Annotated in this window: 22 protein-coding genes; 19 read left to right on the top strand and 3 right to left on the bottom strand. The window is 64.5% G+C overall.

Annotated elements, in window-relative coordinates; genetic code table 11:
* Positions 1-10 precede the first annotated feature (10 nt).
* The 14 genes from MUB46_RS01750 to MUB46_RS01685 all read left to right on the top strand — a co-directional run bounded on the left by MUB46_RS01750 (position 11) and on the right by MUB46_RS01685 (position 8,269).
* Positions 11-511 carry a TIGR02594 family protein gene (locus MUB46_RS01750; protein WP_261614136.1) on the top strand — a complete coding sequence of 167 codons (501 nt, stop codon included), beginning with the start codon at positions 11-13 and terminating at the stop codon, positions 509-511.
* Positions 511-747: a hypothetical protein gene (locus MUB46_RS01745; RefSeq protein WP_261614135.1), complete on the top strand. Its 237-nt coding sequence runs from the start codon at positions 511-513 to the stop codon at positions 745-747. Before MUB46_RS01750 ends, MUB46_RS01745 begins: the two co-directional genes overlap by 1 nt.
* Positions 748-772: 25 nt before the next feature.
* Positions 773-1,528 carry an amidase gene (locus MUB46_RS01740; protein ID WP_261614134.1) on the top strand — a complete coding sequence of 252 codons (756 nt, stop codon included), beginning with the start codon at positions 773-775 and terminating at the stop codon, positions 1,526-1,528.
* Positions 1,529-1,544: 16 nt separating this feature from the next.
* Positions 1,545-1,904, top strand: coding sequence for a hypothetical protein (locus MUB46_RS01735; RefSeq protein WP_261614133.1), 360 nt, complete (start codon positions 1,545-1,547; stop codon positions 1,902-1,904).
* A complete protein-coding gene (locus MUB46_RS01730; RefSeq protein ID WP_261614132.1) occupies positions 1,901-2,320 on the top strand; it encodes a hypothetical protein in 420 nt (139 codons plus the stop codon). The genes MUB46_RS01735 and MUB46_RS01730 overlap by 4 nt, the downstream gene beginning before the upstream one ends.
* Positions 2,321-2,327: 7 nt before the next feature.
* Positions 2,328-2,540 carry a hypothetical protein gene (locus tag MUB46_RS01725; RefSeq protein WP_261614131.1) on the top strand — a complete coding sequence of 71 codons (213 nt, stop codon included), beginning with the start codon at positions 2,328-2,330 and terminating at the stop codon, positions 2,538-2,540.
* The gene (locus MUB46_RS01720) at positions 2,537-2,968 is read left to right on the top strand and encodes a hypothetical protein (protein WP_261614130.1); all 432 of its coding nucleotides are present in this window, start codon (positions 2,537-2,539) and stop codon (positions 2,966-2,968) included. The genes MUB46_RS01725 and MUB46_RS01720 overlap by 4 nt, the downstream gene beginning before the upstream one ends.
* Before the next feature lie 39 nt (positions 2,969-3,007).
* A complete protein-coding gene (locus tag MUB46_RS01715; protein WP_261614129.1) occupies positions 3,008-3,307 on the top strand; it encodes a hypothetical protein in 300 nt (99 codons plus the stop codon).
* A 37-nt stretch (positions 3,308-3,344) separates the two neighbouring features.
* Complete coding sequence (locus tag MUB46_RS01710; protein WP_261614128.1) at positions 3,345-3,722, top strand: hypothetical protein; 378 nt, start codon at positions 3,345-3,347, stop codon at positions 3,720-3,722.
* Between the two features lie 10 nt (positions 3,723-3,732).
* A complete protein-coding gene (locus MUB46_RS01705) occupies positions 3,733-3,918 on the top strand; it encodes a hypothetical protein (protein ID WP_261614127.1) in 186 nt (61 codons plus the stop codon).
* A 67-nt stretch (positions 3,919-3,985) separates the two neighbouring features.
* On the top strand, positions 3,986-5,782 hold the full coding sequence (locus MUB46_RS01700) for a hypothetical protein (protein WP_261614126.1): 1,797 nt from the start codon (positions 3,986-3,988) through the stop codon (positions 5,780-5,782).
* Positions 5,783-6,139, top strand: coding sequence for a hypothetical protein (locus tag MUB46_RS01695; protein ID WP_261614125.1), 357 nt, complete (start codon positions 5,783-5,785; stop codon positions 6,137-6,139).
* Positions 6,140-6,310: 171 nt separating this feature from the next.
* On the top strand, positions 6,311-7,144 hold the full coding sequence (locus tag MUB46_RS01690) for a DNA adenine methylase (RefSeq protein WP_261614124.1): 834 nt from the start codon (positions 6,311-6,313) through the stop codon (positions 7,142-7,144).
* A 135-nt stretch (positions 7,145-7,279) separates the two neighbouring features.
* A complete protein-coding gene (locus MUB46_RS01685) occupies positions 7,280-8,269 on the top strand; it encodes a DUF4238 domain-containing protein (protein WP_261614123.1) in 990 nt (329 codons plus the stop codon).
* 137 nt (positions 8,270-8,406) lie between these two features.
* On the opposite strand, the gene MUB46_RS01680 is transcribed toward MUB46_RS01685, so the two are convergent.
* Positions 8,407-8,985, bottom strand: coding sequence for a hypothetical protein (locus MUB46_RS01680; RefSeq protein ID WP_261614122.1), 579 nt, complete (start codon positions 8,983-8,985; stop codon positions 8,407-8,409).
* Positions 8,986-9,703: 718 nt separating this feature from the next.
* Between MUB46_RS01680 and MUB46_RS01675 the strand changes: the two genes are divergently transcribed.
* The 4 genes from MUB46_RS01675 to MUB46_RS01660 all read left to right on the top strand — a co-directional run bounded on the left by MUB46_RS01675 (position 9,704) and on the right by MUB46_RS01660 (position 13,406).
* Entirely contained in the window at positions 9,704-10,951 is a 1,248-nt protein-coding gene (locus MUB46_RS01675) for a class I SAM-dependent methyltransferase (RefSeq protein ID WP_315902697.1), read from the top strand.
* Positions 10,952-11,298: 347 nt separating this feature from the next.
* Complete coding sequence (locus tag MUB46_RS01670) at positions 11,299-11,739, top strand: DUF2147 domain-containing protein (protein ID WP_261614121.1); 441 nt, start codon at positions 11,299-11,301, stop codon at positions 11,737-11,739.
* Positions 11,740-11,905: 166 nt separating this feature from the next.
* The gene (locus tag MUB46_RS01665; RefSeq protein WP_261614120.1) at positions 11,906-12,736 is read left to right on the top strand and encodes a transglutaminase-like domain-containing protein; all 831 of its coding nucleotides are present in this window, start codon (positions 11,906-11,908) and stop codon (positions 12,734-12,736) included.
* A gap of 478 nt (positions 12,737-13,214) precedes the next feature.
* Positions 13,215-13,406, top strand: a complete 192-nt coding sequence (locus MUB46_RS01660; protein WP_261614119.1) for a hypothetical protein — start codon at positions 13,215-13,217, stop codon at positions 13,404-13,406.
* 346 nt (positions 13,407-13,752) lie between these two features.
* Here MUB46_RS01660 and MUB46_RS01655 read toward each other — a convergent pair whose 3' ends face one another.
* Together MUB46_RS01655 and nhaA are read right to left on the bottom strand one after the other, a co-directional pair.
* Positions 13,753-13,965: a cold-shock protein gene (locus MUB46_RS01655; protein WP_261614118.1), complete on the bottom strand. Its 213-nt coding sequence runs from the start codon at positions 13,963-13,965 to the stop codon at positions 13,753-13,755.
* A gap of 358 nt (positions 13,966-14,323) precedes the next feature.
* Positions 14,324-15,640, bottom strand: a complete 1,317-nt coding sequence (gene nhaA / locus MUB46_RS01650; RefSeq protein WP_261614117.1) for a Na+/H+ antiporter NhaA — start codon at positions 15,638-15,640, stop codon at positions 14,324-14,326.
* Here nhaA and MUB46_RS01645 point away from each other — a divergent pair.
* The gene (locus MUB46_RS01645) at positions 15,627-16,067 is read left to right on the top strand and encodes a hypothetical protein (protein ID WP_261614116.1); all 441 of its coding nucleotides are present in this window, start codon (positions 15,627-15,629) and stop codon (positions 16,065-16,067) included. The two genes, nhaA and MUB46_RS01645, sit on opposite strands and share 14 nt — an antisense overlap.
* Positions 16,068-16,107 lie beyond the last annotated feature (40 nt).

Here is a 16,107-nt window from a genome sequence, read left to right as displayed (position 1 = left end):
ACCTTCCGCCATGCGAGCAATCGTGTGGGCAGCATTGTTTGCCCATTTCGCCTTCCCCGCCTGCGCCGGCTACCGGGACGACCCGTCCCGCCCTGCATACCTGCCTTCGCTGGGGTGTTCGCCGTGTCCCGGCCGCCCGCACGCTCGCTCCTCGCGTCATGACGCGCCGGCCATTTCCATCGCACGCCGCTATCTAGGCGGCAATCCGACGGGCCGCCGCTCGCTGTGGTGCGCGGATTTCATGAACCTGGTCGAGCGCGAGGCGGGGCGGCCCGGCACGGGCTCGCGCCTGGCGCGGTCCTATCTCGGCTACGGCCGGCCGGTCTCGAGTCCGCGTCCGGGCGACATCGTAGTTCTGTGGCGCGGATCCCAGCGCGGCCGCTCCGGCCATGTCGGCTACTTCATGGGATTCGATGGGCGCGGGGTCAGGCTGATCTCGGGCAACCACGGCCGCAAGGTCGGCATCGGCACCTATCCGACTGCGCGCGTCCTCGGGTTTCGGAGGCCGTGATGGCTGACCGGTTCTCCCTCGGGCCGCCCGAGTTGGGCCTGGCAACGGTCGGCCCCGCGGCCGCCCGTCTCGCAAAGATGGTCATCGAACTGGCCCTGGAGACGCACCCGAACCCCTGCTGCCCGCTTGTCCGGGTCGCAATGGTGCCGCGGAAAGGCGAGCGGTCCTATCCGTTCGGGCGGGTCTATCGAGGGCCGGCTTTCGAGCGGCGGTCCCTCACGGGCCGTCGCAACTAGCCATCCGAACACATTGGAGACCATCATGATCCCGGCACACTGGATGCCGCGCGCGCGCATGGAGCGCGTCATCGTGCATTGGACGGCGGGCGGTCATCGGGCCAGCGAGTTCGACCGCGAGCACTATCACGTCCTGGTCGAGGGCGACGGCCACCTGGTGCGCGGCGCGCGCTCGATCGAAGACAACGCCCGGCCGATCCGCGGTGCCTACGCGGCGCACACGCGCAATTGCAACACCGGGTCGATCGGCGTCTCGCTGTGCTGCATGGGCGGGCGCGACGTACGCGAGAGCCCGTTCCATGCCGGCCGTTGGCCGATGACGGCCGAGCAGTGGAGCGCCATGATCCGCGCCGTCGCGGATCTGTGCCGGGCCTACGACATCCCGGTCTCGCCCGAGACGGTGCTGAGCCATGCCGAGGTTCAACCGAACCTTGGCATCAAGCAGCGTGGCAAGTGGGACATCACGCGGCTCGCGTTCGACCCGTCGATCGTTGGGGCGAAGGCCTGTGGCGACAGGATGCGCGCCGGCGTGGCGGCAACGCTGGCCGAAACCGAATCCGAGCGCGCGGCGGCGGTCGAGGTCGAGCGCCGCGACGGCGGGACGGGCACCGTCACGGCCGGCCGGCTCAACCTGCGCAACGCGCCGAGCGGCGCGAAGATCGGGGAGATCCCGCAGGGCGTGACCCTGACGGTGCATCACCGTGCCGGTGACTGGCTGCACGTGACGACGCCGGCCGGTTTCGCCGGCTGGGTCCACGGCGGCTATGTCGATCTCCACTGACCGGGAGCGCGAACGGATGGCAACCTATCAGCCGAGCTGGACGCACCGGCGGCGCGTCGTCTTCGGCACCCTGATCTTCTGCGCCGGCGCGATCGCCTACCTGATCGCCTTCGGCGAGGACATTCGGCTGCACGAGGCGATCGCCGACGGCCTGATCCTGCTCGCGGCCTCGGTGATCGGCGGCTACGTGTTCGGCGCGGCCTGGGATGACCTGAACGTTATGAAGCACGGCCGGGCCGACCAGGCCGCCGCGCCGCCGCAGTCTCCGCCTAACCCGGCCGCGCCGGCACCGGCCGCCCCCACGTCCGTTGTCCCGCCGGCGGACGGCACGGGCGAGGGGCCGGACCGGGGGCCAGACCGGGAGGCGGTCGGATGATCGGCATGCTTCTCGAGCGCGCCGGCGGGCCGTGGGGCATGCTGGCGAAAGTCGCGATCTCCATCCTGATCGTCGCCGCGCTCGCGGGCGGGATCGTCTGGCTGCGGGCGGACGCGGCGGCCGATGCCAAGGCGCAGTGCGAGGCTGCCTTTACCGACATGGTGAGCCGGGTCGCCTTCGACGAATTGCTTCGGCGGCACGAGGCCACCGAGGCGGCGCTGAGGGCCTCCGCGCTGCTGCGCGAGCGGGACGACGCCGAGATCGCAGATCTGACACGCGAGGTTGATCGCTATGAACGAGAGCGCAAAGACAAGCGCGATCAGGGCCGCTGCGTTTATCGGCTTGATGATGACTATTGCGGGCTGCTCGAGCTCCGCGGCGAAGATCGACCCGAATGTCGCGGCGGCGATCGCTGAGACGGCGTTGCCGCCGATCCCCGTGGCGCCGGCGGATCTCAGGCGGTCGTGCCCGAAGCCACCGGTTGCCGTCGGCGACGACGCGATGGTGGTGAACCGGCGCTACGAGGTGGCGCTGCAGGATTGCGATCGCCGGCGGGCAAGGGCCGTCGCCTGGTCGGACCGGACCGCCCGCGACTACGGGCCACAACCAAACGATCAGGGGGCGGACGGGGAATGAGCGGGGCGGCCGACACCAGGATTCTAACGGAAATCTTCGAGCGGCTGGGGGAAATCCAGGCCGAACAGAAGGCGCAGCGGCGGGAACAGGAAAGCGCCAACACCGCACGTCGGGAGATCCGACAGGCCGTCCAGGAGGTGAAGCGGGAAGTGCGCGATCTTGGTGCCCGCGTCGCCGACGTCGAGGGGGACACGCGGCGGGCCGTGGATTTCATGGACGCGGCCGGCGAACGCGAGGTCGCCGATCGTCTCAAGGCTGCGGAGCGGCGCGGCGCGATGCGCGCACTGCGGATCGCCTGGGAGGCGACCACGTGGACCGGCCGGATTGTCGGCGCGATCGTCGTTGTCGCGGCCGCCGCGCTCGGGGATTCGATCCTCGGTTGGCTGCGCGAAGCCGTGCTCGCGTTTCTGAACAACGGGCCGGGCTGATCCCCGCCCGGATCACTCACCACAGCAGGAGACTGACACATGCCCAGGACCAGAAAGGCGACCGCCGCGGCGGCCGCGAAGGATACCGCCTTGCCGGCGATCGGCGCGCCGTTCACGGTGACCGAGGAGGCCGAATTCCGCGACGGCCGCCGGCTCGTCGCCCGCTACCGGCCGAAGCTGGGCTATCGCGTCACGGACCTGAACCGGGCCTTTGTCGGCGGGCTGATCGCCCAGGGCAAGGCGAGCGTCGGCGTGCTCGGCGCCGGCGCGGCTGACTCCCCGGCCGCGAACGCCCCGGCTGCGACCGCCGCGAAGGCGCGCGGCAAGGTTTCCAACTAACCGACATCCCTTCCCACTTCGTCAGGAGGTTCCAGACATGGCGCTCACCCATGCAGCCGCGATGCGCAACGCGATCGCGGACGCCGTCGACGCGGCAATCAATAGCGGCGCGGGCACGGCCCAGCTCAAGCTGCGCGACTTGGCCGTCGATCTCGTCGCCTTCGACTTGGCCAACCCCGCCTTCGGCGCCGCGGTGGCCGGCGTCATCACGCTGCAGGGCGTGCCGATCGCCGCGGCGGCCGTGGCATCGGGCGACGCGGACAACTTCCAGATCCTCGATCGCGACGGCACGCTGCTGGTGTCCGGCAGCGTGACCGGCCCCGGTGGCGGCGGCGACATCGAGGTCGTCAACGTCTCGATCGCGTCCGCCCAGGCATGCAGTCTCGACAGCCTGACCTGGACGGCGCCGAGCTGAGGCGCGGGCAATGGCCGATATCGCGGTCTATACCACCTCGCCGGCGACAGCGAAGGCCTGCGCCGCGAACCTCGGGCATCACCTCGAGGTTCCAGGCGTCGACGAGGGCGGGGCGCCGCTGACGGCCGCCGGGGTGGTGGTCGGCGTCGAGATCGCCGGCTCCGGCCGGTTCAGGGTCACGGTCAGGATCGACTGAGCACCGAGCCGTGGCCGCCACGCGTGTCCAGAGAAAGACGGGGGTAAGCGCCTCGTCGACCGTCACGATGACGTTCGATGCCGCGACGTCGGCCGGCAACGTCATTGTGCTGCGGGCGGTCTCGGACGACTACGCCAGCGGCGCCAACGCGGCCTGGGCCAAGCCGGCCGGCTGTTCGCAGCAGGGCTATCACGGCGCGTATCTTTGGCTCCAGGAGTCGGCCGGGCAGACGAGCTTTTCGTTCCAGATCGGCAGTGCGGCCCAATGCGTATGGCTCATCGAGGAATGGTCCGGCTTCGACACGGCCGATCTCGTCAAGGCGAGCAACGGCCAACTCGTCAATAGTTCCGGCGGCAATTACGACACGGCGGCCGTGACGCCGCCCGCCAGCGCCGACGTCGTGCTGCTGGCCATGTGGGGCGCCTCGTCATCCGGCAATGACCTGAGCGGGGCGCTTTTCTCCGCGCCGACCAACGGCTTCGGCGACGAGGCGCATATCGGGACCGCGCCCTACGCCAACTTCGTCGCCGGCGCGAACCGGTCCGTCACCGGCGACGGAACGACCGCCTACGCTTCGAACCTGGGCTTCCCGAACGGCGTCCAGTCGCGCTCGGGGCTGATCGTCGCGCTCAAGGTCGCATCGGCCGGCGCGTTGTCGGTGTCCGGCGCACTCGTCGCTGGTTCGGCCGCGCTGAGCGCCGACGGCGACGCGACCGTATCCGTGCAGGGGGTGCTGGCCGCCGCGGCGCCGGCGCTCGCCGCCGCGGCTGTGCCGGCCGTCTCGACGGCGGGGGTCCTCCAGGCGGCGGGCCCGGCGACCGCGGGCGCGATCGGCGCGGCGGTCTCTGTCGGCGGAGGCCTCTTGTCCGCTTCGGCGGTCGTGTCCGGCGCCGCGCGCCCGTCCGTGACCGCCCTGGGCGCGCTGGCGGCGGGCGGGGCGTCCCTGGCCGGTGTCGCCGGATCGGCGGTCGGCGCGACGGGGGCGCTCTTTGTCGGCCCTGCGGCAGCCGACGCCGGGGCGCGGGTGCTTGTCGCCGCGTCGGGCGGGCTGACCTCCGGTCCGGCCGGGCTGACGGCGTCCGGAATGCCGATCGTCGCCGCGTCCGGCGATCTCGTCGCGGATGCGGCACTGGTTGCGGCTTCGGCCGCGTCGATCGTCGCCGCGTCCGGCGGCCTGGCGCCCGGCGCCGCGCTGCTCGCGGCCTCGGCGGTCTCGACCATCGTTGTCTCCGGCGACCTGGTCCCGGGCGCAGTGGCGATCGCGGGGGCATTCGGCGGCGGATGGCGGGTATCCGGCATGCTTCTCGCCGGCCCGGCCACCCTTGCGGGTCTGGCCACGTCCGCCGTCGCCGGGGCGGGCGTCCTGATGCCGGCGCCAGCTCTGTTGGCGGCGAGCGCGGCCGCCGGCGTGTCGGTTTCCGGAGGCCTCGCGGCGCCCGTCGCGCGCCTCGATATCGCCGGCGGACCGATTGTTGGGGGGCAGGGGGTGCTGGTTGCCGGGCCCGCGGATCTCGCCGTCGGCATCGCGGGCGGGTTCGGTGTCCCGGGCAACCTGGTTTCCGGCCCGGCGGCCCTCGCCGGTGCCGGCGTCTCGGCGATTGCCGTGCAAGGGGTCCTCGATGCCGACGTGGCGGTCATGTCCGGCGACGCGGTCTCGGAAATCACGGCCGGCGGTATTCTTCTTGCCGGGCCGGCCGTGCTCGCCGCCGTGCTCGTACCCTCCGGTACGGGCCGCGACTACGCCATCGTCCGCATCGCCGCACGCCTCACCGGCACGGCGGTGCTGACCGGTCGGCTCGCGACGCAACCCGTCAGGCCTGTCGGGCGCCTGCGATCCCGGACCACGCACAAGGGGAAAATCTGAATGCGCTACAGCATCGACACCGTCGCAGGGGATACGGTGATCGCGGACCTCGCACTGGTCGACGACACGACGGGCGAGCCCGCAGACCTGACGTCGCTCGACCAGGCGCGCTGGTGGGCGGCACCGGCCCCGACGACGCCGATCGACCTGGTGCCGCTCAAGAAGGTGCTGGGCGGCGGGCTCGTCGTTCTCGGCGCGGCGACGGACGGCATCCTGCGCCTGACCCTCGACGCCGGCGAGACGAGCGGGCTCGCTGGGATCTACTACCACGAAGTGGAGGTCGTCTTCGCCGACGGTACGCTGAGGACGGCTGTCTACGACCCGATCCGCATCCGGCCTGGGCTGGTGCGCGACTGAGGTGTACCTGGCCGCCTCCGCGGCCGATATGTGCCCCACGTCAGTGGCGGGGGCCGGGGTGCTGACACACCCCGAACGCGGGCACGAAGCTGTGGCAACACCCGCCGACGCCAAGCAAGCTCAAACGCCGCCCCGCCACGCGCGAGGCTGCATGCGAGCGGTTAACATCCCATGGACACTCTGTTCGGCGGTCGCACCGTCGACCCCGTTTCGCCGGCCGCGCCCTATCTCGGTGGCAAGCGCAACCTGGCCCGCCGCGTCGTGCGGGCGATCGATGCCGTCACCCACGACGGCTATGCCGAGGCCTTTGTCGGCATGGGCGGGATCTTCTTCCGCCGGCGCCACGTCCCCAAGGTCGAGATCATCAACGATCTGTCGGGCGACGTCGCGGGATTCTTCCGGATCCTGCAGCGCCACTACATCCCCTTCCTGGAAATGCTGCGCTACCAGATCACCAGCCGCCGCGAGTTCGAGCGGCTGGCGAAGGTCGACCCGTCGACGCTGACGGACCTCGAGCGCGCGGCCCGCTTCCTCTATCTCCAGCGCACCGCCTATGGCGGCAAGGTCACCGGTCGGTCGTTCGGGGTCGACCCGGCCTCGCCGGGCGCCTTCGACATGCGCCGTCTCGGCGCCATGCTGGAGGCCGTGCACGAGCGCCTGGCCGGCGTCGTCATCGAGAACCTGCCTTATCAGGATCTGCTCGCGCGCTACGATCGGCCGGGTATGCTGTTCTATCTCGACCCGCCCTATTTCGGCTGCGAAACCGACTACGGGAAGGACATGTTCGGCCGCGCCGACTTCGCGCGCCTGGCGGAGATCCTCGGCGGCCTCGAGGGCACCTTCATCCTGTCGATCAACGACGCGCCGGAGGTGCGTGGGATCTTCGAAGGCTTTGCACTCGAGGAGGTGGTCACGACCTATCAGATCTCCGGCGAAAAGCAGCCGGCGGCCGAGCTGATCATCCGGCCGGCCGCACCCGCGACCGGAGTGGTGCGCAGAGAATGATGCCTCTCATTTCCCCCGAAGTTTTTCACGGAAACTTCGCGCCTCTATGTTGTATTCTGCCAAACTCTTGCGAGGTAGTGGCCGGCTTGCTTGGCGATAGACGCTGCGTGTCCGTTCTCCGGAAAGGTTGCATAGATGTCCGGCACCCGAAATCACCACTACGTACCTCAGGGATACTTGCGTGGATTTGCTAAATATCCACGGGCTCATCCGAAAAAAGCGAAGACATTCGTCTCTGATTTAGACCTCGGCCGATCCTTTGCCACGAACGTCAGGAACGTCGCTGCAAAAAGAGACTTCAACAGGATCGAGACGGACGAACATCATCCAAACGCTCTGGAAGATGCCTACGGACAATTCGAAGACAAGGTCGTTCCGGCGATCAAACGGATTGCAAGACAGGGGAAGTTCGAAGGTGAAGATCGCGTTCTAGTGCTGAACCTTATAGCGCTTATGGCAATCAGAATGCCGCGTATGCGCGATGCGTGGAACGAGTTCATGGGGCGCGTGTACCGGTCCGTGGCCGAGATACTGACCAGCAGCAAGAACCAGTACGAATCCACGATGCGAAAGGTGGTTGCATCGAGGACGGATCTCGCCGAATGGGAGGCGGTGCCTTATGAAGAAATGCGGAAATTCGTACGCTCCGGAGAATACGAAATCGAAACCCACCAGAACGTCTACGTTCGACATGAACTCGATGCTTTGGATACTGTGCTAAGCACGCTTCTGCGCCGGAAGTGGACACTCAACATCGCGACAGCCGACGCCGGAGACTTCATCACCAGCGACCATCCGGTCTGCTTGATGAATACGGCACCGTTGCCCGCACCGTGGATGGCGCCGGGGCATGGCATGCCAAACACCGCGATTCTGTTTCCGCTGACACGCAAAGCCGCGCTGTTCGGGGCGTTCGAAGGATCGGACCGTGTTACCCCCGCTCCGGGTCTGTTAGTCGCGGCGACAAACTCCATGATCATCGATCATGCAGATAGGCAGGTCTATGCGTACGATGACAGCTTTCGTTACCTGAAGGCTGGCAAAATTCTCTACGGCAAGGACCTATGTTGTGACGCTGACGCAAGCAGGAAGCGCGAAGACGGCGAGGGCGCCGGAGTGGAATAATTTGGAATTTAGCGTGTTGATTTCTTACCAAGCGGCTGACTTCATTTCCATTTACCGATGCCCTCCACGTTGCGACTATTTGATTTTACGTGGCCCGGCACCCCGTCACGCGTCGGGTGTCTTCGGAAGCATGGCTGCTACACTGGCCACTTCGGCGCGTAGCGCAAAAGCATGTCGTAAAACCGCTCGGACGCTTCCGACCAGGTCCAAGGCTCGTCAATCTCGGACAATGGCTCCGGCAGGGCTGCCCACGGCCGCGGTTCAGGCGCCATGAAGGCGCGCTTTTCCGCAGCCACCGCACGGGCGTTTGCCCGATCGACGGCCGCGGCAATCTTGACCGGAGGAGGCCAGGACAGGCCGAACCGCATGTGTATGGCGGCGGCGGCACGCAGCCGGAGTTGGGTCAGGATTGCAAGCGTTATCGGCGCGAGCGCAGTCAGCGCATTGAGTTTCGGTCCCTGGTCGTTCCCCAGATAGGCCTCGTGGCCATCGTGCAGCAGTCCATAGGCCCGCGCCTCGACCGGCAGCGCCTCGGCGACGAGAACGGAATGCTGCGCAACGGAAATCACAACGTTCGGTGTAGCCCCGGCGAAGCGAGGGATTTTGGAGAGATGTTCCGCCAGGTCTTCAGGATGGACCTGCTCGGGAGATGGTGCGAGCAGGTCGAAGGCCTCTCCGCTTGCCGTCTGCACCCAGGTATAAGGATGGTTCGTCATTCTGTGTTGGCTTTGAGCCTTACTCCCGAATTCCACTCGGCAAACGCCGCCGATCAGTAGAGACGCAACTCCGCAGCCTTTCATTCTCTGCCAATAGAACGGGGCGCCGGCCAGCCGTCGCCCACTTCATCATTTTGCGATGCTCATCGGTTAAGAATGGGTAGTCGCGAAACACTTTGGACATAACCGGTGGCCAATTTGTGGACAATGCGTCCGGAACGCGGGATTGGTACCTTCGTGCATGGTCGAGGCCGGAGTGTGCCAACACCCCTAACGGCGGCCGAAATCCTGCCACGGGTCCCGCTGGCGCAGCGGTCTTGCGAATGCCGGGGGGCAGTTCAGTGACCAGCCAGACGCGGCTCGCCAGCCCGCTTGGTCCCGCCCGCCCGCCTGCGGGGCGAGTGCGCTGGGTCCGGCGACCTCGTCACGACCGACGCGGTGATCGCGGGGGGCTTTCGGCGGGGGCTGGCGGCTGGCCGCCGCGTCTGCTAATGGCCGGAACTGGGAAAGAAGGGCGCTAAAGGCCTGCCTTTGCATTTCGCCGCAGTGGCCAAGTCGTGCGCTACAATCGACGCAGGATTGCCCGCATAGATCAGCTTTCTTAATATGCATTGTTAGTTGAACACACGTGGGCCAAAAACGCGGCTGGTGTCTAACATCGCACTTGGAACAGTAGCTGGATACAGCTGCTCGATGTACCAAAGTTCGAGCCCTCGAAATGATGTTTGCAGCAATTCTCAGATCCATCGTCCGGGACGGCAGTCTCTGCGTTATCGATTCCGCCGGCGTGTCACATGCGATCGGCGACGGTTCCCCTCCGGTAGCCACATTGCGCCTGACCTCGAAAGCGAGCGAATACACCCTGGCCCTCAATCCGGCTCTGTCGGTCGGCGAAGCCTATATGGACGGACGGCTGGTGATTGAGGACGGCAGTCTCTACGACTTTCTTGACGTGGTGGCGCGCAACTATGGCACTTCCGGAAGCAACCCCTGGATTGATTTGCTTGAACGGCTGGGCAGGGGGCTGAAACAGGCCAACCCGATCGGCCGGGCACGGCAGAACGTGGCGCATCATTACGATCTCTCATCGGAGCTCTACGACACCTTTCTCGATCCCGACCGCCAATACTCCTGTGCCTATTTCGCGAATCCGGCCGATACGCTGGAAGTGGCACAGGAACGCAAGAAGCTGCATATCGCGGCGAAACTGAAATTGGATCGGCCAGGACTGAAAGTTCTAGACATCGGATCCGGATGGGGCGGCCTCTGTCTATATCTAGCCGAGGCGTTCGGGGCCGATGTCACCGGCGTCACCCTGAGCACCGAGCAACATGAGCACAGTATGCAGAGGGCTGCTGCTTCACCGGCTGGTTCGCGCGCGCGTTTCGAACTGCGCGATTACCGTGAGGTGGAAGGCCGGTTCGACCGGATCGTGTCGGTGGGGATGTTCGAGCATGTCGGCAAGAAGAATTACGCCGAGTTCTTCACCCGCGTTCGCGATCTGCTGGCCGACGACGGCGTCGGGCTGATCCACACGATCGGCTATTCCGACGCGCCGGCGCCGATCAATCCCTTCATGCGCAAGTACATCTTCCCCGGCGCCGACCTTCCCTCGCTGTCGGAGATGGTCTCGGCGGTCGAGCCGACCGGACTTCTCGTCACGGACGTGGAAATCCTGCGCCTGCACTACGCCGAGACGCTGCGCCACTGGCGCGAGCGCTTCATGGCGCGGGCCGATGATGCCGCGGCGCTCTATGACGAGCGTTTCGTGCGCATGTGGGAATTTTATCTGGTGCTCTGCGAAATCGGCTTCCGACGACGCACGATGGTGGTCTTCCAGATGCAACTTACCCGCCGGATCGATGTCCTGCCGATGACGCGGGACTATATTGCCCGTACTGAAGAAAACGTCGTGGTCGGCCTCCCGCATGAGAATCCGCCAACTAAGGAGCATGCGGAAAAGTAGAAGCTATTCCATTTGATTTCGTTTGGGCAATCTTGTGCTGTCTCTGGCGCGCGGCGGTGCCGAGTTCCGGCCAGGCCGGCAATGGCGTCGGGCGTCCGCCAATGACAAACCCCCGGCAAATCCAATTGGGGGATGGGCGCCAACGCGGCAATTGCGGTGCCTTTGACCTCGTCAGTGTCTCGATGCGCCCTGCGGCCGCCGACTTGATCTTGACGCGTGAGGGCGCCGCATCGGATGGGTTCTATTTTTTCAGAGTGTTCTCTATACTACCTTGGTTACTGGCGGGGCTCCAGGTAAGCGCCGTCGTCGACCTCCGGTCTGTCGGCGCAACACTCTGCGCGCGACCTATGCGTATGATTTCATTTGCTTATGCCGTGCTTATCGCGTTGCTCTGCACGACGGCGGCCGGCGCAGAAAGCCAGACGCCTGTTGGCACCTGGCTTCACGCCAACAGGCGCATCCAGGTCGAGATTTATCCGTGTGGCAACGTACTGTGCGGGAGGATCGTTTGGTTCAAATGGCCGAACGACGCTCAAGGCGTGCCGTTAGTTGATTTGAAGAACAGAAATCCAGCGCTACGTTCACGGCCCCTCTTGGGACTTACCGTCCTTCGGGGCCTTCGTCGCGCCGGTCAGAACACATGGACCGATGGCAGAATCTACAACCCGGACGATGGCGTGGACTACCAGGCGGAGATGTCGATGCGGGACGACAATACGCTGCGCTTGCGCGCCTATGTGCTCCTCCGCACATTGGGGAAGACTCTGATCTGGACGCGGGTTGGCTGATACCGGTTTGGCCTGCTGCCGGGATCGCGCCTCCGCACTGGGCATCGGCGGGTAGCCATTAGGCCAACTTTAGGTGCGGCGTTCCTTGCGGCGATGCCACACCAAATGAGAAACTGAAACCCAGCCACATCCCCGGTCGCGGTGTTTCTTGTTGAACGGCTATATAATGCTGATCCGATACGGCTATGAAATCTCCATAACCTGCGCCGGACCAACGCCTTTGGTGTGTCTTTTAGGGGTGCATCCCGAAAGGGCTGTCGACGTCCGATCGGCGGAGCAGATGGTCACGCAGCCGGAGGTCGCGACCACCACATACTGGGATTTGTACGGCAATCTCTGCCGCCGCCTCGTGGCGCCGCCCGGCGATTTCTCTCTCTCGGGGGATGGCACGATCGAAGATCACGGGAACCCCGACCCAATCTGTTGGGATGCGGCCGAAATTCCTGTTGCCGATTTGCCGGACGACTGCCTCATCTATCTGATGGGCAGCCGGTACTGCGAGACGGACAGGCTAAGCCAGATAGCCTGGGACATCTTCGAACACGTCAGCCCTGGCTGGGGCCGTGTGCAAGCAATCTGTGATTTTGTGAACCAGCATATAAGCTTCGACTACATGAGCGCCCGCGCCACCCGGACGGCGTTCGAGGCCTATCAAGAGGGCATCGGCGTATGCCGCGACTACGCGCATCTCGCCATCGCGTTCTGCCGCTGCATGAACATCCCGGCGCGCTACGTTAACGGGTATCTCGGCGACATCGGCGTCCCCGTCCTCGACCCGATGGACTTCAGCGCGTGGATCGAGGTGTATCTCGGCGGCCGTTGGATGACGTTTGATCCCCGCAATAATGTGCCGCGCATTGGACGTATCGTCGTGGCGCGGGGGCGCGACGCCGTGGACACGCCGCTGATAAATTCATTCGGCCAACATGTCCTGAATTCATTCCGCGTGTGGACATACGATGTCGATAATGTCCCTCCGTCATTCGCAAGTTGTTGAAGCGGCCAAGGTTGCCCCGACAATCCCCCGACGTTTTTCGGGTGCCATGGCAACTCATGGCGCTGAACGGCAGCCGCAAATGCCGTGCTGCAAAGTCCGCTGTTGGCGGGATTGAAGATGTGTTTCAACGCTGCGGCGAAGGGCGAAAATGAAAGATGACCGCCATCGCGAGGGTTTGCACCTGTCATTTGACGATGGGCTCGACATTGTCCGGCCTCAGCGCCGAACCTCGACAATCTTATACCGGCCGACGTCTCCCTCGGATGTGTCAAACAATCCTGTTGGAACGTCAAAGGATCAAGCGTGACACCATCGAGCCAGCGGCGCTTGCTGCATCGCGAGGCGACCGCCTAGAATGACAATCCGGCTGAGCCCGGCCTCCAATAGATTCAATCGCTTAGCTGCTCAAGATCCGGAGGACGGACATTAGCTGAACTCTCATTTTCATTATCCCGCAGTTCCACTTGGAGAAGATCTAATGGGCGCACAAGAACGCTGGGACCAAAAGATGAATGCCGAATTCAATCCCGCATATTCGGCATCCGAGTTTCCCCATACGGACGCGCGAATTGCCAATGCCGCGGAGTTTGCGGCCTTTCAGCTATTCAAAATTCGTGAGGCCTTGGAGGGGATCAGGGAGTCGCTTGGCGAAATCGCCAAGAACCGATGATGTCTCACCAATGAGTTGGGGGGGCACGCCTGGTTTCGACATCACTTCGCTCCAGAATTGGAGCGGTGCCCAAAGCGGCATTTCAGCCTCGAGGATGTTGTCGCCCTCCGGTCGGTCGGAGGGGGGCTTCATCCGGTTCTTATTCGGTTCGCGCTTGGGTGGCGGCTGCTTCGCAATTGGCCTACCGGTCGCCGCAAACGAAGTTCCGATTGGCGACGGCCGCTCGCGTGTCGGCGCCATCCGGACCAGCTCCCTTGTCGCCGAACAAAAAACCCGGCGGACCGATGCCGCCGGGTTCCAGGTCTTCGGACGCCGGCTTTGCCGGACGCCGTTGAAGCGGTTGCGTTCAGGCAACCATTTGCACGTTGCTGGCCGCGGTCTTTCCGCTACGCGGATCAGTCTTCACATCGAAGCTGAGCTTCTGACCTTCAGCCAGGCCACGCAGGCCCGCGTCTTCAAGCGCGGTCGCATGGATAAAGACATCCGGCGAGCCATCTTCCGGCTGAATGAAGCCGTAACCGCGAGACGTGTTGTAGAATTTCACGGAACCCGTTTTCATGGGATCTTCCTTTACTTGGAGCGCGAACGTGCGCCATCGGCCGCGCGACAACCGCGCGGCGGATATCCGAATTCAGCTATGTCTTGGAGGGAAATCCCGCTGGGGACAGCCTGCAAGTCAGGCCAAGAGCGAACGATATTTATATAATTCACTTTGGCCGAAAAGTCAATCCGAATTCTAAATTATTAAAATCCATCGAGAGTTCTGAAATTTTCCAATCTTACTGGCGAAAAAAGTATTTTCGGATCAAAAAACTCTTGGGGGGAGCGATAAAATTTGGTGAGATATCAGACTTAATCTAGGGTTTCGGTCCCCATCCTGTGCCCGAAGGGGGCAGAGCGATCAGCCGGACGGGAAATCAAGTTGCCGGTCTGCGGGACGTCAGCCAGACCAGCATCGAAAGGCCAAGGGCGGCCGAAATCACCGACCCGAAGAGAATCCCTATCTTCGCCGCATCGATCATCGCAGGGGAATAGGCCAGGCCAGCGATGAACACCGCCATCGTAAAGCCAATCCCGGTCAAGAATGCCCCGGCCGTCATGAAACGCCAACTCAGGTCCGGCGCCTTTGTTGCCAAGCCGGTGCGGGCGGCAAGCCAGCTGAAGGCCATGACGCCGATCGGTTTGCCGAGAACCAGGCCGACGACGATCGCGACCGAAACCGGCTGCCCAATGTCGTCGACGGAGATCGAGACGCCGGCATTGGCCAGCGCGAAGATCGGCATGATCACAAATCCCGCCCAGGGATGAAGCATCAGCTCCAAACGCTCCACCGGCGAAAGCGACTCGGTGACGGCGACGCCGGCCGTTCGCAGATCGCGACGGTCGGCGGTGTCTCCGCTCCAATGCTCGCCGACCGGGTAGGCGAGCACGCGTTCGAGAATGCCCCGCAACCGCGCATCGCTCACCCAGGCTCGTGCCGGCGTCATCAGGCCGAGAACGACGCCGGCGACCGTCGCATGGATGCCCGAGGCATCGATGAACAACCAGATCATGCCTCCCAAAAGAAAGTAGACGGGTATGCTCCTGATCCCGACGCGAGCCGAAACAGCAACAACCGCGAGGCCCGCGATCGCCAAGCCGAGACCGGCCCAATTCAGGGACGCGCCGTAGCCCAGCGCGACGACCAGGATCGCCCCGACATCATCGAAGATTGCCAGCGACAGCAAGAACAGTCGCAGGCTGGCCGGGATGCGATTACCGAAGAGCGCGAGGCACCCGATGACGAAGGCCGTGTCGGTCGCCATCACGGTCCCCCACCCGTGCGCCCCGGGCTTGCCTGACATGAATGCGAGATAGAGAAATACGGGAACGAGCATGCCGCCGACGGCGCCCGCCAAGGGCAACGCCGCCAAACGGGGGTGCCGCAGCTCGCCGAGGACCAGCTCTCGCTTGAGCTCCAGAGCAATGACGAAGAAGAAGAACGTCATCAACCCGTCATTGATCCAGTGCTGCAGTGACCGGCTAAAGTCCCACGGGCCGAAATGGAGGCCGATCGGCGTCTCCCAGAAGGCCAGGAAAGGACCGGACCACGGCGAGTTGGCCAGGGCCATTGCGGCGGTTGCCGCAAGGAGCAATAGAAGGCCGGTCGCGGCTTCGACCTTCAGGAACCGCGCAAAGGGTACGGTGAACCGGTCGGCCAACTCATGCGGAAGATCTGGATTGTCCACCGCCATCTTGCCGGTGTCCTCTCAATTTGCGCTGTTCTCCGGTCCGGACATCACGACGTATCCTACCGCCTGCGAATTCACTGTCCGATGGGGGCTCGACCGAAGATACCTCCCACCGGGCCCTGTTTCAGTCGCTTGCGTTGTTCTTGTGATCGTGCAGAAAGCGGGCGATCCGGACCGGCAGTTCATCCGCGAAATCTGCGCCATTCTCCGCAGAGGCCAATCTGAAAAGGCTTCTCTTCACACTGGTCGGAAGGTCGTTCCACTCGATTACCACGGCGGCGCCGAGACATTGCAGAATCTGACGCTCCCGGTCTGGCAGGGTATCTATCCTCATGACAGGGCTTTGGGGCCGGGCCCCGGCACCACGCCGCCATCGCAGTCCAACCTGTCGAAAGGTTCACATTTGTGCGACACGCCTCGTCCTCTCTGACTTGTCCGATCGCCTGGCCGGATTCCCATCTCAATCGGGC

Source organism: Microbaculum marinisediminis (genome assembly GCF_025397915.1).
Classification (GTDB): Bacteria; Pseudomonadota; Alphaproteobacteria; order Rhizobiales; family Tepidamorphaceae; genus Microbaculum; species Microbaculum marinisediminis.
This window is presented reverse-complemented; position numbering and strand designations above follow the sequence as displayed.

Coding starts and splice junctions, on each gene's coding strand:
- MUB46_RS01750 (WP_261614136.1), top strand. CDS start 11: ATGCGAGCAATCGTGTGGGCAGCATTGTTTGCCCATTTCGCCTTCCCC.
- MUB46_RS01745 (WP_261614135.1), top strand. CDS start 511: ATGGCTGACCGGTTCTCCCTCGGGCCGCCCGAGTTGGGCCTGGCAACG.
- MUB46_RS01740 (WP_261614134.1), top strand. CDS start 773: ATGATCCCGGCACACTGGATGCCGCGCGCGCGCATGGAGCGCGTCATC.
- MUB46_RS01735 (WP_261614133.1), top strand. CDS start 1,545: ATGGCAACCTATCAGCCGAGCTGGACGCACCGGCGGCGCGTCGTCTTC.
- MUB46_RS01730 (WP_261614132.1), top strand. CDS start 1,901: ATGATCGGCATGCTTCTCGAGCGCGCCGGCGGGCCGTGGGGCATGCTG.
- MUB46_RS01720 (WP_261614130.1), top strand. CDS start 2,537: ATGAGCGGGGCGGCCGACACCAGGATTCTAACGGAAATCTTCGAGCGG.
- MUB46_RS01715 (WP_261614129.1), top strand. CDS start 3,008: ATGCCCAGGACCAGAAAGGCGACCGCCGCGGCGGCCGCGAAGGATACC.
- MUB46_RS01710 (WP_261614128.1), top strand. CDS start 3,345: ATGGCGCTCACCCATGCAGCCGCGATGCGCAACGCGATCGCGGACGCC.
- MUB46_RS01705 (WP_261614127.1), top strand. CDS start 3,733: ATGGCCGATATCGCGGTCTATACCACCTCGCCGGCGACAGCGAAGGCC.
- MUB46_RS01700 (WP_261614126.1), top strand. CDS start 3,986: ATGACGTTCGATGCCGCGACGTCGGCCGGCAACGTCATTGTGCTGCGG.
- MUB46_RS01695 (WP_261614125.1), top strand. CDS start 5,783: ATGCGCTACAGCATCGACACCGTCGCAGGGGATACGGTGATCGCGGAC.
- MUB46_RS01690 (WP_261614124.1), top strand. CDS start 6,311: ATGGACACTCTGTTCGGCGGTCGCACCGTCGACCCCGTTTCGCCGGCC.
- MUB46_RS01685 (WP_261614123.1), top strand. CDS start 7,280: ATGTCCGGCACCCGAAATCACCACTACGTACCTCAGGGATACTTGCGT.
- MUB46_RS01680 (WP_261614122.1), bottom strand. CDS start 8,985: ATGACGAACCATCCTTATACCTGGGTGCAGACGGCAAGCGGAGAGGCC.
- MUB46_RS01675 (WP_315902697.1), top strand. CDS start 9,704: ATGATGTTTGCAGCAATTCTCAGATCCATCGTCCGGGACGGCAGTCTC.
- MUB46_RS01670 (WP_261614121.1), top strand. CDS start 11,299: ATGCGTATGATTTCATTTGCTTATGCCGTGCTTATCGCGTTGCTCTGC.
- MUB46_RS01665 (WP_261614120.1), top strand. CDS start 11,906: ATGCTGATCCGATACGGCTATGAAATCTCCATAACCTGCGCCGGACCA.
- MUB46_RS01660 (WP_261614119.1), top strand. CDS start 13,215: ATGGGCGCACAAGAACGCTGGGACCAAAAGATGAATGCCGAATTCAAT.
- MUB46_RS01655 (WP_261614118.1), bottom strand. CDS start 13,965: ATGAAAACGGGTTCCGTGAAATTCTACAACACGTCTCGCGGTTACGGC.
- nhaA (WP_261614117.1), bottom strand. CDS start 15,640: ATGGCGGTGGACAATCCAGATCTTCCGCATGAGTTGGCCGACCGGTTC.